This window comes from Nostoc sp., assembly GCF_036917395.1.
Lineage (GTDB): Bacteria > Cyanobacteriota > Cyanobacteriia > Cyanobacteriales > Nostocaceae > Nostoc.
The window spans coordinates 73,905-87,470 of sequence record NZ_JBALDI010000073.1 but is presented as its reverse complement, the minus strand read 5'-3'; the positions used below and the strand labels follow the sequence as shown (position 1 = coordinate 87,470).

9 protein-coding genes are annotated in these 13,566 nt (G+C 44.8%); 4 read left to right on the top strand and 5 right to left on the bottom strand.

Features of this window, described 5'->3' with window-relative positions:
* Positions 1 to 16: 16 nt before the first annotated feature.
* Positions 17 to 694: an SMI1/KNR4 family protein gene (locus V7K46_RS24860; RefSeq protein ID WP_335117893.1), complete on the bottom strand. Its 678-nt coding sequence runs from the start codon at positions 692 to 694 to the stop codon at positions 17 to 19.
* Positions 695 to 817: 123 nt separating this feature from the next.
* Between V7K46_RS24860 and V7K46_RS24855 the strand changes: the two genes are divergently transcribed.
* On the top strand, positions 818 to 2,275 hold the full coding sequence (locus tag V7K46_RS24855; protein WP_335117891.1) for a protein adenylyltransferase SelO: 1,458 nt from the start codon (positions 818 to 820) through the stop codon (positions 2,273 to 2,275).
* A 193-nt stretch (positions 2,276 to 2,468) separates the two neighbouring features.
* Here V7K46_RS24855 and V7K46_RS24850 read toward each other — a convergent pair whose 3' ends face one another.
* The gene (locus V7K46_RS24850; protein ID WP_335117889.1) at positions 2,469 to 5,120 is read right to left on the bottom strand and encodes an FG-GAP-like repeat-containing protein; all 2,652 of its coding nucleotides are present in this window, start codon (positions 5,118 to 5,120) and stop codon (positions 2,469 to 2,471) included.
* A 261-nt stretch (positions 5,121 to 5,381) separates the two neighbouring features.
* On the opposite strand from V7K46_RS24850, the gene V7K46_RS24845 reads away from it, so the two are divergent.
* Positions 5,382 to 5,585, top strand: a complete 204-nt coding sequence (locus V7K46_RS24845) for a hypothetical protein (RefSeq protein ID WP_335117887.1) — start codon at positions 5,382 to 5,384, stop codon at positions 5,583 to 5,585.
* A 197-nt stretch (positions 5,586 to 5,782) separates the two neighbouring features.
* On the opposite strand, the gene V7K46_RS24840 is transcribed toward V7K46_RS24845, so the two are convergent.
* Positions 5,783 to 7,507: an ABC transporter ATP-binding protein gene (locus V7K46_RS24840; RefSeq protein WP_335117885.1), complete on the bottom strand. Its 1,725-nt coding sequence runs from the start codon at positions 7,505 to 7,507 to the stop codon at positions 5,783 to 5,785.
* A gap of 166 nt (positions 7,508 to 7,673) precedes the next feature.
* On the opposite strand from V7K46_RS24840, the gene V7K46_RS24835 reads away from it, so the two are divergent.
* Positions 7,674 to 8,009, top strand: a complete 336-nt coding sequence (locus V7K46_RS24835; protein WP_335117883.1) for a DUF433 domain-containing protein — start codon at positions 7,674 to 7,676, stop codon at positions 8,007 to 8,009.
* Positions 8,009 to 8,374, top strand: a complete 366-nt coding sequence (locus V7K46_RS24830) for a DUF5615 family PIN-like protein (protein WP_335117881.1) — start codon at positions 8,009 to 8,011, stop codon at positions 8,372 to 8,374. The genes V7K46_RS24835 and V7K46_RS24830 overlap by 1 nt, the downstream gene beginning before the upstream one ends.
* Positions 8,375 to 8,535: 161 nt before the next feature.
* On the opposite strand, the gene V7K46_RS24825 is transcribed toward V7K46_RS24830, so the two are convergent.
* Both V7K46_RS24825 and smc read right to left on the bottom strand, forming a co-directional pair.
* Positions 8,536 to 9,531: a PRC-barrel domain-containing protein gene (locus tag V7K46_RS24825; protein ID WP_335117879.1), complete on the bottom strand. Its 996-nt coding sequence runs from the start codon at positions 9,529 to 9,531 to the stop codon at positions 8,536 to 8,538.
* A gap of 58 nt (positions 9,532 to 9,589) precedes the next feature.
* Entirely contained in the window at positions 9,590 to 13,237 is a 3,648-nt protein-coding gene (gene smc, locus V7K46_RS24820; RefSeq protein WP_335117877.1) for a chromosome segregation protein SMC, read from the bottom strand.
* Between the last annotated feature and the right edge of the window lie 329 nt (positions 13,238 to 13,566).

Genomic DNA, 13,566 nt, shown 5'->3' with positions numbered 1-13,566 from the left:
TTTTATTTAATTAAGGTTAAGTTTCGGAAGACTGGCGGATTTGATCCAAACTTCGGTTGAGCCAGTCTTCATACCAATCAGAAAAACTCAAAGGCTTATCTTCATCGCTATTTGGATGAAAATCATCAGGGTCAACGTTATGGAAAGCATGACAAAAACTCAAAGAAGCAGCATATATTCCATTATCATTAGTCCGGTCATCTATCCAGATTTTTCCTGACTGCTCCCCGGTAACAATTAACATCCCATAAATTCCACAACCATAATTTGTAATGGGAAGAGTGCCCTGGATGAACTTATCATCGAAATAAGCATCATTGTTGGTAATAAATCCTGTATTATTCTTGACAATCATATCCAAATCATTCCATGCTTCTGTAAAAGGAAATGGTTTAGAGATAATTTCGTAGTTCTCGTGGTATAGTTTTTCTGGGATGACATCTTCATATTCAATTCCCGACAGTCCAGATAAACCGTATCCTGGTCCTGCACCACCATTACCAACTTCTAAGAGAAAATTTCGATATTCACTTGGTAGCGTAATATTGTATCTGGATTCAAACACTTGAATATCTTTATTAATCAAGCAAGGTTTAAATTGATATTGGTGTGATTCTGAGCCAAAAACCTCAAATGTAGCGTCTAGAATAGCTAATTGAGTCAACTTTTTCTTTAATTGTAAAACTTTATCCATTATGCGCTCCAGATTTTGATGGTGGCGCTGCCATATTTTAGATATGGGTCGCTTTTTGTGTCTATGCTGATGTTTGAAGCCAGAGGTAGTATTAAGGGAAGAATGAATTAAGCTTTGCTCGTAATGACTCTGGCTGAAACTCCAAACTACAAGAATTCTAGCAATCCTTTTCTCACCCTCAACTACGAACCAGCCTTAGAATCTCTAGGCGGTGACTACTACGATGAGGTTGCAGCAGCGGAATTTCCCCAACACCTCCTGCGTTGGCGTAACGATGAACTAGTACCCCGTTTCGGTCTAGACCCCCAAGTAGTCAAAGACGAAGATTTTATCACAGCCTTTGGCAAATTTCAGGGGCGCAAACCCTTGTTGGCACTTCGTTACCACGGCTATCAATTTGGTGAATATAACGGACAGTTGGGTGATGGTAGAGGCTTTCTCTACGGGCAAGTACGCGCCAATGATGGGCAATTGTACGATTTTGGCACGAAAGGTTCTGGAAGAACGCCCTACTCCCGTGGTGGCGACGGTATGCTCACGCTCAAAGGTGGAGTGCGGGAAGTTCTGGCTGCGGAGGCTCTGCACTACTTGGGTGTACGTACCTCGCGCTGTCTGAGCATGATTGAAACAGGTTTACCACTCTGGCGGGGCGATGAACCTTCGCCTACCCGTTCAGCTGTGATGGTCAGAATGAGCAGTTCTCATATTCGGTTTGGCACTTTTGAGCGACTGCACTATTTCCAGCGTCCAGATTTAACTAAGAAGCTGTTAGACCACGTAATTGAGCAGTATTATCCACACTTAAGTGCTGAACAAGATAAATATGCCTTGTTTTACGCCGAATTAGTGAAACGAGTTGCAGAATTAGCAGCGCAGTGGATGGCTGCTGGCTTTTGTCATGGAGTCCTGAATACTGACAATATGTCAATTACCGGAGAAAGTTTTGATTATGGCCCTTACGCGTTTATCCCTAGTTATAATCCTTACTTTATAGCTGCATATTTTGACTATTCTGGACGCTACTGTTACGGTAATCAACCAAGTATTTGCCAGCTGAATCTACAAATGCTCCAAGAACCTTTAAAGGCGATTATTGATAAAGGTGAAATGGAAGCTGGATTAGTCAGGTTTGGTGAATATTATGAAGCCGAATACACTTCTTTGATGTTGAAAAAGTTGGGTTTTGAGGATTTGCTACATCCAGAAGCTGACGAACTCTTGAATCTAACGATTGAATTCTTAAAAGAGAGCCAAGTTGGTTATCACCAATTCTTTTATGAGATGGCTCGTACTTTTTCATCTAAATGGCGAGATGAACCGGGTTTTGTGATGAACAGTTCAGAGATTGTACCAGTTCCGGGTGCGTCAGGAATTTTTGATGATTGGTGCATACTGTATCATCAAATTTTGAATGATTTGGAGTGCGATCGCATCGATGTAATTGCCCAAACTCTAGCTGTTCATAATCCACAAACGGCATTATTAAGACCTGTGATTGAATCTATTTGGGAATCAATTGCTCAGGAAGATAATTGGCAACCTTTTTATGAGTTAATCAAGGTAATTCAGTCTAGGAGATAAGTTTGCAAGGGGCAAGGCTTGTACCGAAAATATTTTTTTCCTTTGCCCCTCTGCTTCCCTGCTTTCTTGTCAATGTACTAAGTAATTCCTCAGAGGAGATTTTAAAAGTAGTTGGTTGTGATTTTAGGCACTTTGAGGCACTTATTGATCCCCCCTTTTTTAGAAGAGCCACTGCGGTCTTCTCTCAAGATGACTAAATTGTAGTTGTCAAATTAGCTTTGATAATCACGTCATTGAAATCTTTGTCGCCACCACCAGGCAAATCCTCAAAGCCAAAGGTGTTACTTGCTAACAGACGAATGTGATCCGATTGATCAGAATTAGCACGCAAGAAGGGGAAATAAACCGTCGGATCATTATTAGAATTGTTATCTAAAAGTGCATCAGGTCTACCATTAACAATAATAAAGGGAACAAAAATTGCACCAGGTTGGAAAGTAGCAGTGGAAGTAGCAGTAGCTTGATTACTCGCAGTCAAATCAATACCAGCAACCCGACCACGCACAGCAGCCTGAGCATAACCAGCCTGTCCCGTGAGAATATCAGCGTTGCCGTCGCCATTGGTATCAATCCCACCATTTTGATTAGTTACCTGATAAAAGCCGACGTAATCCTTGTAAGACGCCTCTCTGTAAACGCTAAATTCAGCTTTGACTGATTGTTTGACATCTTGCAAATCAATCACCTCCCCTTGGAATTGACCTTGGAGATTTGTACCCAAAGGTAAAGCTTGATTTGTTTGGTTAATTTTCACCACCAAATCATTAAAATCTGTGGCACTCTTACCAGAAGCATCCTTCCAAGCTAAAGAGAAACCATTATTACCAAAATCTGTAATTTTTTGGGTTGAGACACTAGAAAACAGTAATTTTCCGATAGAGTTAGGATCAATGCGTACAGCATCAAGCGTACCGTCTTGGACTAATAAGAATCTAAAATTCTGACCAGAATTCAATTCCAGCAGCCTGCTGAGATTATTAGTATCAAACCCATTAGGGGTATTAGCGATCGCAGATAAAATTACCTCTGAACGTTCTAAAGCTTCTTCGGCATAACCTTCAGCACCAGGAGCAATACCGTTAATTGTACCTTTATCATCATCAACAGTAAATAAAGCTAGTTCATTCACTAGCTGAGAATTGTGTCCAGTGAGTTTGATTTCCAGTTTGGTTTTGACATCCTCACCTTGGATGTTGAAGACATCATCATCCGGGTTAGTCAGACGGTTGGGTATTTCGTCACCATTATTAACATTAAAAGTGGCACTAGGGTTAGCATTCAACAGCACTGAGACGCTGTTGCCTTCATAGTTAGCAGCAGCCAAGTCCAGCTTGCCGTCGCCGTTGAAGTCTCCCACTGTTACTGAAATGGGACCACTACCGACGGTGAAGTTGGTGGCGGTGGCAAAGCCGCCTGTGCCGTTACCTAGCAGTACTGAGACATTGTTGCCAAATAAGTTAGCAGTAGCCAAGTCCAGCTTGCCGTCGCGGTTGAAGTCTCCCACTGTTACTGAAATGGGGGGACTACTACCGACGGTGAAGTTGGTGGCGGCAAAGCCGCCTGTGCCGTCGCCTAGCAGTACTGAGACATTGTTGCCGTTGTTGGCTTCATAGTTAGCAGCAGCCAAGTCCAGCTTGCCGTCGCGGTTGAAGTCTCCCACTGTTACTGAAATGGGACCACTACCGACGGTGAAGTTGGTGGCGGTGGCAAAGCCGCCAGTGCCGTTACCTAGCAGTACTGAAACGTTGTTGTTGCTGTTGTTAGCAGCAGCCAAGTCCAGCTTTCCGTCGCCGTTGAAGTCTCCCACTGTTACTGACTGGGGACTACTACCGACGGTGAAGTTGGTGGCGGTGGCAAAGCCGCCAGTGCCGTCGCCTAGCAGCACTGAGACGTTGCCGGTGTTGACGTTAGCAGCAGCCAAGTCCAGCTTGCCGTCGCTGTTGAAGTCTCCCACTGTTACTGATGGAATGCGACTAGTGCCGACGGTGAAGTTGGTGGCAGTGGCAAAGCCGCCAGTGCCGTTACCTAGCAGCACTGAGACAGTGCCTTTACCTAGCAGCTCGCCGTAGCCGTTGCTGCTGCCGAAGAAGTTAGCACTAACCAAGTCCAGCTTGCCGTCGCCGTTGAAGTCTCCCACTGTTACTGACCGGGGACTACTATCGACGGTGAAGTTGGTGGCGGTGGCAAAGCCGCCAGTACCGTCGCCTAGCAGCACTGAGACGTTGTTGCTGTCCATGTTAGCAGTAGCCAAGTCCAGCTTGCCGTCGCCGTTGAAGTCTCCCACTGTTACTGAATGGGGGAAAGCGCCAACGGTGAAGTTGGTGGCGGTGGCAAAGGTTGCTAACACTCCGGGGTATGCTTTTTTAATTTCTGATGACAAAGCTAGGCTGGAGACGATTTGCCCTATGTTCACTTCTAGTTCCCAGGTTCCCCCTTGTTGGGCGTTGCCGATTCTCTGGGCTGAGGCGGCGATGTTTGCCCCGGTGAGTTGGTGTAGGCGTTCTATGAAGGTTTTTCCGGTTTCTCCAGCGGCGACTTCACACCCATAAATCAGGATTTCTGTGGCAAGCCATTGTTGTAGTTGCTGGCGATAGGTGTGGAGGTTGTCTGAGTTTAGTTGGCTATTACCTAGTTGCAAGCTACCGGGGCTACCGTGGGTAATTATTTGGATGCTGGCTGCGGGATGGTTTTTTGAGACGGCACTGATTTGGGCGATGCCGTCTTGGTGTTTATTGAGGACAATTACTTTAGCTGTGGGTATGATGCCTTGAGCGAGTATTTGATGGTCATTAATTGCTGAGTCGATGATGACTAGGGTGTGCTTTGTGGCGGTGGCACTTGTCATGATATTTAAGTATTTCCCTGTTTTAGTATTAATTTGATGTTGGATAAAATGAGTTGGTGATTAGATCCACGACTTCTTTAAGAAGTCGGGGAGCTTGCAGCCCCTCAGTAGGATTGCAGGGAAGATCGGGGGCGAGAAGTGTTCTAATGAATTTTACGTAGCTATTGACTTGATTTATTATGATGTATGTATAGTTAATAACTAAATGCTCATCATTATAGCGATGAATATCCCTAGTGTCAAAAAATTATATTTTTGCCAATGATCCGACAATCCACTGCTAAAGCTTCTCTCCCTGTAGAAATACTCGCCTCGCGTTATTTCATCGACTGGCTGCAATCTCAGCAAATTAGTCTGGCTTTCTCTACCTATCAAAGTTCTCGCCTGATGCTGCTAGGGGTGAACGCCCACCTGATTTTGCTATGTGGGAGATTTATGCTGCTGGGAACCCACCACAAACAATAGAGGTGAGCGATATTAGCTAAAAAACATCTAATGCCAAATGTGGCCTTATTTTTAGCATTTTGTGGCTTGTGAGAAATCCGGGAACTAGTCTAATTCGGAATTGTCGTACTCGGACAGGGCGGTTGCATCATCGGCAAGACTACTTTAGATGGGGCTGCCCTGAATAAAGAAGTGAGATTCCCCACTTCCTCTTTTAGCTAACTAAATTGCTGGGCATAAGACCGCGCATAGCGACGCTCTAGAGCTAATAATTCTTCATGGGTTCCTGATTCGACAATTTGTCCCTGTTCAAGAACTAAAATGCGATCGCACCGTCTAACTGTTGATAAACGGTGAGCAATAATAAACACTGTCCGTTTTTGCATCAATCTTTCCAGCGCTTCCTGTACCAGTGCTTCTGACTCAGAATCTAATGCTGATGTCGCCTCATCAAGAATCAAGATTTGGGGATTGAGCAGAACAGCACGAGCGATCGCAATTCTTTGTCTTTGTCCACCAGATAAGTTTACCCCACGTTCACCCACCCAAGTTTGATAACCTTCTGGCAACTGGCTAATAAACTGATGGGCATTAGCAATTTTAGCTGCCTCTGTAACTGCTTTCATTTTAAAAACGTCTTGTCCAAAAGCGATATTTTGGGCAATTGTCCCCGAAAACATGATGGTTTCTTGAGGAACAATCCCAATTTGTCGCCGCAGACTATGCAGCTTCACATCCCGAATATCAACACCGTCAATCAATATTTGCCCCGCTTCCGGGTCGTAAAAACGGGGGAGAAGGTTGACAAATGTGGTTTTACCAGCACCAGAAGCACCTACAAGAGCGATCGCTTCCCCTGGCGATACCAATAAACTGATATCTTTTAATACAGGTTCACCTGGTTTATAAGCAAAAGAAATATGACGATATTCTACTTTGCCTTTGACTGGGGGTAGAGCGATCGCATTGATCTTTTCGATCACCGTCGGCTGAATCGCCATCAATTCAAAAACGCGGTCAACTGATGCTTCACCTTGCTTAAATTCGTTGTAGTTGTTAGTAGTGTGACCAATGGGATCAATTAACAGCGCCGCCGCCGCCAGGTAACTGAAAAAACTCGCCACTGTCAAGTTATCTTGGGAAATTTGCCACGCTCCCACAATCAGTAAGGATAACGCACTTAAGGCTTCCAGAAATCCGACGATGGGGATCTGAATCGCTTTCAGGCGTTCGGCTGAGTATTTTGCTTTGAGACTGCGTTCTGCTTCATGGCCAAAGCGAGCAATTTCGTAATTTTCGGCAGCAAAAGCCTGTACCAAACGAATACCGTTGAAAACTTCCGCGAGGATGGCTGATAAACCTGACACGCGATTTTGACTTTTTAAGGAATACTTGCGTAACCGTTCACCAAACCAGCCGACTAAAATACCCATCAGTGGCGCAACTAACACCGTCGCTAGTGTCAGTTGCCAATTCAGGTAAACCATGTAAATTGGAATTGCTAGCAACTGCAAAATACAGGGGATAAAGTCGTGAAATACTTTATTTACCACTTCGCCAACCCGGTCAACATCTTCCGTGAGGCGGTAAGATAAATCACCTGCTTTTGCCGTTTCAAAATAGCTGAGATTTAGCTTTTGAAGATGGGCGTAAACTTGCTGGCGGAGATGAAAAGCAACTCTCAAAGCAGCTTTCGCCATGTACATATCTTGTATAGACTGAAACAAGCCTCTGACAAGAAAGACTAAGGCACAGCTGCCAGTTATTTGAGCGATCGCTACTACATTACCTTGTGCAAAGGGAATTGCCAATTTACCGGCGAGATTGATCAACACTAATGTCGCCAGTACGTATCCCAAGATACCAACAAGTCCCTTGGTGATGGTTTGCCACTGGAGTCGAATATAAGGCAGAAGTTGCCAGTAATTAGAACGCGTTTTCAAGCTCGAAGATCCACAATGATATCTTTCCTTTGTTTGACGCTATCAGCTTTTGAGGAGTTTCTGAACAGTTAACTAATTAGTTCCAAACTGTTTTAGCGTTCATCGTAGAGTTTCCCGGTGTTCTTTTATGATTGAAGTTGAATGTTCAGTTGAGGGGCCTTGCTTTATGAAACTGGAAGAGTATTTCAACGTGCTTGCACCAAATGACATCCGACTCAAAGGAACCCGCATTGGGATTGAGAGCATTCTTTACGAGTACATCTATCGCTGCAAAACACCAGAAGAAATTGCCGAACAATTTCATACGGTGACGTTGGAACAGGTTTACGCCACGATTTTGTATTACTTGCATCATCGTTCAGAGGTTGATGCCTATCTGGTAGATTGGTTGGAATTTTCCCGAACTATGCGCGAAGAACAACAGCGAAATCCTTCTCCTGCCAGGATGAGGTTTTGGCGGATGCAGGAAGAAAACGCTCCAAAGCACTTACAGGAAAGCTAATGGCAATCCGGTATCTGTTGGATGAACATCTGAGTCCTACATATCGTTCTCAAATTGTGCGGCGCAACCGTGAATTGGTTGTGCGAATAATTGGGGATTTAAATGTGCCAACCAAGGGCACTCCAGATCCAGAGATTTTGATTTGGTGCGAAATCAATGGATTTATTTTGGTGACGAACAACCGTAAGTCAATGCCCGGACATTTGGCTGACCATTTAGCTTCAGGTCGCCATATTCCTGGAATTTTCACCATTGATGCAAACCAAAGCATTGGGCAAACTGTTGAAGAATTAATCATAATTGTGGAAGCTTCGTTTGAAAATGAATACCAGGATCGAATTGAATATCTACCCCTGAGCCAATAGCGTATTGTTCACTTTTTATAATTTTACTCAAATTACCCTCTAGTTTAGACAGTGCGTTCTAAAAAATTAGCCCTCTCCTTGTAAGTAAGGAAAAGGCTGAATTAATCTTAAAATACTTCCTAATTTTCCAGTTAAATTACGAATTACGAATTACGAATTAGTTAATATCCTTCTTCTTCTTCGTATTCTGGCTGTCTTTCTTTGACTTTCTTAGGAATATTCACCGGCTTCGGCGCATCTTCCCAAGCATCGCCCTCTACGTCGTCATAATCATCGTATTCCTCAACGTATGGCTTGCTATAGGGCTGGGCTTCATACTTTAGCGGTTGCGGTTGTTGATACCTGTCGTTGCCCGTTGCCTCACTCCAGTTATCTTCTTCCTCGTCTTCTTCGTATTGAATAGATTCATACTGCCGCGCCTTCATTACCTGACGCTGTGGCCTTTGCTCTTCCACATAGTCTTCTGTCCATTCCTCTTCCCGCGCTACGGGTTCAGGGGCACGAACTCTCTGCTTGGGTGGCTGTAATGGCACTCCACTGGGCAGTTGATTGGGTGCTGCAATTGTGCGTGGTGGAGTATAACCATATTCTTCATCTGCATCCCTCTCCCACGGCGCTTTGCCAATACCCAGGCGCTCTAGCAAACCAGTTGTCAACTGGTTTACCCGTTCTTCGGCTCCCTCAAACACAATCAATCGATTGGGGCCGGTGCTGACAATTTCATCGACTGAGAACTCGTAAGTACTCAAAAATTGTTCGGGAATTTGGGGCAATCCTAAAGAAGCGATGACTATGGAGTTAAGCTTCCCGGTTTCGGCGTTGAACTTAAAGCCTCGAACTTTGCCTAATACTTCACCTGTTTCTGTAATTACTTCCCAATTAATCAGATTACTGAGAGATTCAACTTCGATATCTTCAATTACATCTTCGTTATCAACCAGGATGACATCACCAATCTGGTTGATGTTGTTGAGGTACATGTAACGCGGTATGCCCGAAATAGAGATCAGGCTGTCTCGCAAACCAAGAGCCACAACCTCTCGTTGATCAATATCAACCCAGACTTGACTGACGATGCCTAGCCGCTTGCCGTTGTCGCGGGTAATCACCTGGGTATTTAATATGTCGGAACGCCTAATTATCTGTTCAGAGGTCATTCTATACCGAGTCCTGATCTCGAATCCGGTTTATCTATACACTATTATTAACAAAAACTCAAGCAGATGTATTGGATGATTGTAACTTAATCCCCAAAACTTGAGTGTAAGCTCCTCGTGCTTGAGTAACGCCAATTGTGCGTTCGGCTGATTCTATCATCGGACGACGCAAACTCACAACTATAAATTGCGCTTGTTGTGATTGTTGCTTAATCATTCTAGCTAATCGTTCTACGTTTGCCCCATCTAAGAACATATCCACTTCGTCAAAGGCGTAAAAGGGCGATGGGCGGTAGCGTTGGAGGGCAAAGATAAAGCTCAAGGCTGTGAGTGATTTTTCTCCCCCAGACATGGAAGCTAGGCGCTGTACTGGTTTCCCTTTGGGATGCGCGACTAAATTCAGCCCACTGCTAAAGGGATCTTCGGGATTTTCCAGTTGCAGGTAGCCGTCGCCGTCTGAAAGGATAGCAAAAATCGATTGAAAGTTTTCGTTGACAGCATCGAAAGCTTCTTTAAAGGCAAGTTGGCGTAATGTTGTAAAGTTTTCAATCCGCAAAAGTAATTCGGTGCGTTCCCCTTCTAAGGTTTGCAACCTTTGCGTCAGTTCCTGAAGGCGGTTTTGGGTGCGTTCGTACTCTTCCAACGCCAGCATATTTACGGGTTCCATCGCTTGCAAGCGTTTGGTAAGCGATCGCAATTCTTTCTGCAATTCTTCCAAATCTACCTGATCTGGAACTTCTGGCAATGGATTTGGTAATTCTGCTCCCACATCCCGCAACTGGCTTTGCAAAGCAATTAATTCCTCCCGCCGCTTCTCTTGGGTTTCTCTGAGTTTTTCTATTTCCCATTGCAATTGTTGTTGGCGCAAAAGGTGCGATCGCACTTCCTTTTCTGTAGCGTCGCGTTTTTGTTTCTCTTCTCCTAAATTCTGTTCCATTTGATTTAACGATAAACGGGTTTGGGTGATTTGGTTGTCTATCGTTGTGGTTTGTGTAAAGACGCGATGAATCGCGTCTCTACAAGAGATTTGTTGGGTTTCGTATTCTGCGATGCGTGTTTCTGCTTCTTGGATTTTTTCTTGTAAACGCTGTTGCTGATTTTCCAAATTTTTTAATCTTTGTTCAGCTTCTCTTAATGCCGTCTCCCGTTGTTGCAATTGTTGCTCTTGAGTTTTAATTGTCGCCTGGATTTGCTGCCATTCGCTGGGAGTTTGAGATGCTTCCAACTCTGCTAAAGCGTGTCGCAATTGTTGCAACTGAGTTTCTTGTCCCGGTAATTCCCGCTCTAAAATTTCCAATCGGGATTGAGCAGTGGCTAGCTTTTCACTATTTTGTGCCAGTTGCGATCGCGTCCCCTCTAATTGCGCTGTTAAACTCTTAATGTCTTTCTGCAACTGTTCCAATTGCAACTGCTGTTCGCGCCGCGCCTGACGGGCTTCTGTGAGTTCTGGTGTGAGTTTTTTTGTTCGGGTTGACAAAGTAGCGATCGCCTCAGTACAACGCTCTAAAACCCGCTCAATATCCACCAAGCGACTTCTTAAAGCGATCGCTTCATCAGATTCCGCCGCTTCTGCATTGCCAAAACGTAACGCTGAACGCTGGGTGTTACTACCACCAGTCATTGCACCGCTAGTTTCCAACAATTCCCCATCTAAGGTGACGATGCGATATAGCCCTAAATTTTTCCGCGCCGCCTCAAGGTTGGCAAATACCACCGTATTACCGAAAACATAGCTAAATACATCTTTGTAACGGCGATCGCAATCGACTAAGTTAACAGCATAATTAACGAAGCCACTGGCAAAACGCAGCGTTGCATCTTGAGTAAATTTGGCAGCGTGAATTTTATTTAGCGGTAAAAAAGTCGCCCTCCCTGCACGTTTTTGTTTGAGCAATTCAATACCTGCTGCGGCAATACTGTCATCTTCCACCACAATATGTCCCAAGCGTCCACCGCCGGCCATTTCCAAAGCTAGCTGATGGCGGGGTTCCACCTTTCCTAGCTGCACAACTAAGCCACAAAGTCCAGGCATTGCCGATTGTAAAATGACTTTACTAGCTTGGGTCCCTTGGACTTCTTGCTGTGCTTGCGTTTGCGCTTCTATTTTATCCAACTGGCGTTGTTTTTCTCGTTGTTCAAAAAGTAACCGCTTTTGGGTTTCCTGTTGGATTTGCAATTCTTGTTCTGTGGCTGAGAGATTTTCGGCTAAATTTTGGATGGGTTCACTAGAGGCGTTAAATTCTGTTTCAACTCGACTGCATTCAGCTTGTTTTTGGGATAATTGGGGTTCGTCGCGTTGAATTAACAGGGTTTGTTCGGAAATTAGTTGCTGTAACTGATTATTGCGTTCCCTAAGTTGTGCTTGTTCCGTGCGTTGCGGTTCTAGAGTTTGCAGCAAAGTTTCAATTTGACGGTTGAATGCCGTTTGTTGCTGCACCCACGCTTCTGAAGCCGAGGCAATTTCTGCTGCGGCTTCGCGGGAGGTTTCTAAAGCTTGTTGCGCTTCATTCCTTTGTTGTTGTGAAGACGCGATAAATCGCGTCTCTACAATCTGTGTTCCAGCAATTTCTTCTAGGGAAAGACGGTGTTTTTGAATCTCTTGCTGAGTTTGAGCTAGACGTTTGGCAGTTTCCTGCGTTGCTGTTTCTAATTCCGTTAGCTGACGCTGGAGTTGTTTTCGTTCTGCTTCTTGAGTGGCGAGGGTAGATTGTACCGCCAAAAGTTCATCTTCTCCCAATGCTTTCACATGGGCATTGAGTTGTTCAAGTTGATCTGTTTTTTGAATGATTTCGGAATTTAGGTTTGTGAGTTGGGTAGTGAGTTCACCAGAATTGCGATCGCCCGTTTGAATTTCGTTAACTAACTTTTCTTGTTGTGCTTGTAGCGATCGCCATGATAAAACTGCTTCCCAGGATTGTTTAGCCAAAAATTCCGTGCGGAGTTTTTGATATTTCTCAGCTTTAGCCCGATCTTGGGAAAGGCGATCGCGCTGTGCAGTTAATTCCGTCTCGATAATCCGACAGCTATCTTCCTTTTCCTTCACCTCATCTAAAGTTGATTTGGCTTGGATAATTTTGCGATCGAACGCCGCCACCCCCGCCAATTCATCAATAATTTCCCGCCGTTCCCGCGCATTCATCGAGATAATGCTGGTGACATCCCCTTGCAGCACGACGTTGTAGCCTTCGGGATAAACCCGCAAGTTACTTAGTTCCTCATGTAATTCCGTCAGCGTGCAAGATACACCATTGATATAGTAATTTGACGTATAAGACCCTTGGTGAGTAACCCGCAGCCTTCTAGTGACACTCCACTCTGCCAATTTTGGATTTTGGATTTTGGATTTTGGATTTTCTTCCTCTGCTTCCTCAACTTCCTCAACTGTCTCTAAATCTTCCTCATTTTGCGCTTTTGTTGCTTTGGGTAAGATATCCTCCCCTGACAAATCAAACGTCACAGTGACGCTAGCTTCAATAGAAGCGCGTCCTTTAGACGTTTGGGTGTTATTTACCAAATCTGGGAGGCGCTCGGCTCGCATTCCCTTAGAACTGGAGAGTCCCAGGCAAAACAGCAGGGCATCTAGAATATTAGATTTACCCGAACCATTTGGCCCAGATATGACAGTACACCCCGGTAGCAAAGGGACTGAGGTAGTGCCACCGAAGGATTTGAAGTTCGTAAGTTCCACGCGCTTGATGTGTACCATAGGCGCTGGTTGACTGGGCTAATGAAGAACAAGTGTATCAACTAATTAAAAATTCGCAAGAGGGTAGGGAGGAGAATTGGGGATCATTGTAGACGCGTTGCAGTAAGCCAGCGCGGTGTTGAGGAGCCACCACTGCGGCAACAGGGGGTTTCCACGCGACTTGCTTCACTTGGGGAGACTCCAAGTGAAGCAAGTGGCTCCCCATGAGCGACTGGCTTACCTGAAGGGCTTACCGCAAGGCGATCGCATCTTTTATTTCAGGATATAACAAGTTTGAAAACACGCTCTAGGCGTTCTCACACAGTAACATGGCCTGTTAAGGAACAGAG

Coding starts and splice junctions, on each gene's coding strand:
- V7K46_RS24830 (WP_335117881.1), top strand. CDS start 8,009: ATGGCAATCCGGTATCTGTTGGATGAACATCTGAGTCCTACATATCGT.
- V7K46_RS24855 (WP_335117891.1), top strand. CDS start 818: ATGACTCTGGCTGAAACTCCAAACTACAAGAATTCTAGCAATCCTTTT.
- V7K46_RS24845 (WP_335117887.1), top strand. CDS start 5,382: ATGATCCGACAATCCACTGCTAAAGCTTCTCTCCCTGTAGAAATACTC.
- V7K46_RS24825 (WP_335117879.1), bottom strand. CDS start 9,531: ATGACCTCTGAACAGATAATTAGGCGTTCCGACATATTAAATACCCAG.
- V7K46_RS24850 (WP_335117889.1), bottom strand. CDS start 5,120: ATGACAAGTGCCACCGCCACAAAGCACACCCTAGTCATCATCGACTCA.
- V7K46_RS24835 (WP_335117883.1), top strand. CDS start 7,674: ATGAAACTGGAAGAGTATTTCAACGTGCTTGCACCAAATGACATCCGA.
- V7K46_RS24860 (WP_335117893.1), bottom strand. CDS start 694: ATGGATAAAGTTTTACAATTAAAGAAAAAGTTGACTCAATTAGCTATT.
- smc (WP_335117877.1), bottom strand. CDS start 13,237: ATGGTACACATCAAGCGCGTGGAACTTACGAACTTCAAATCCTTCGGT.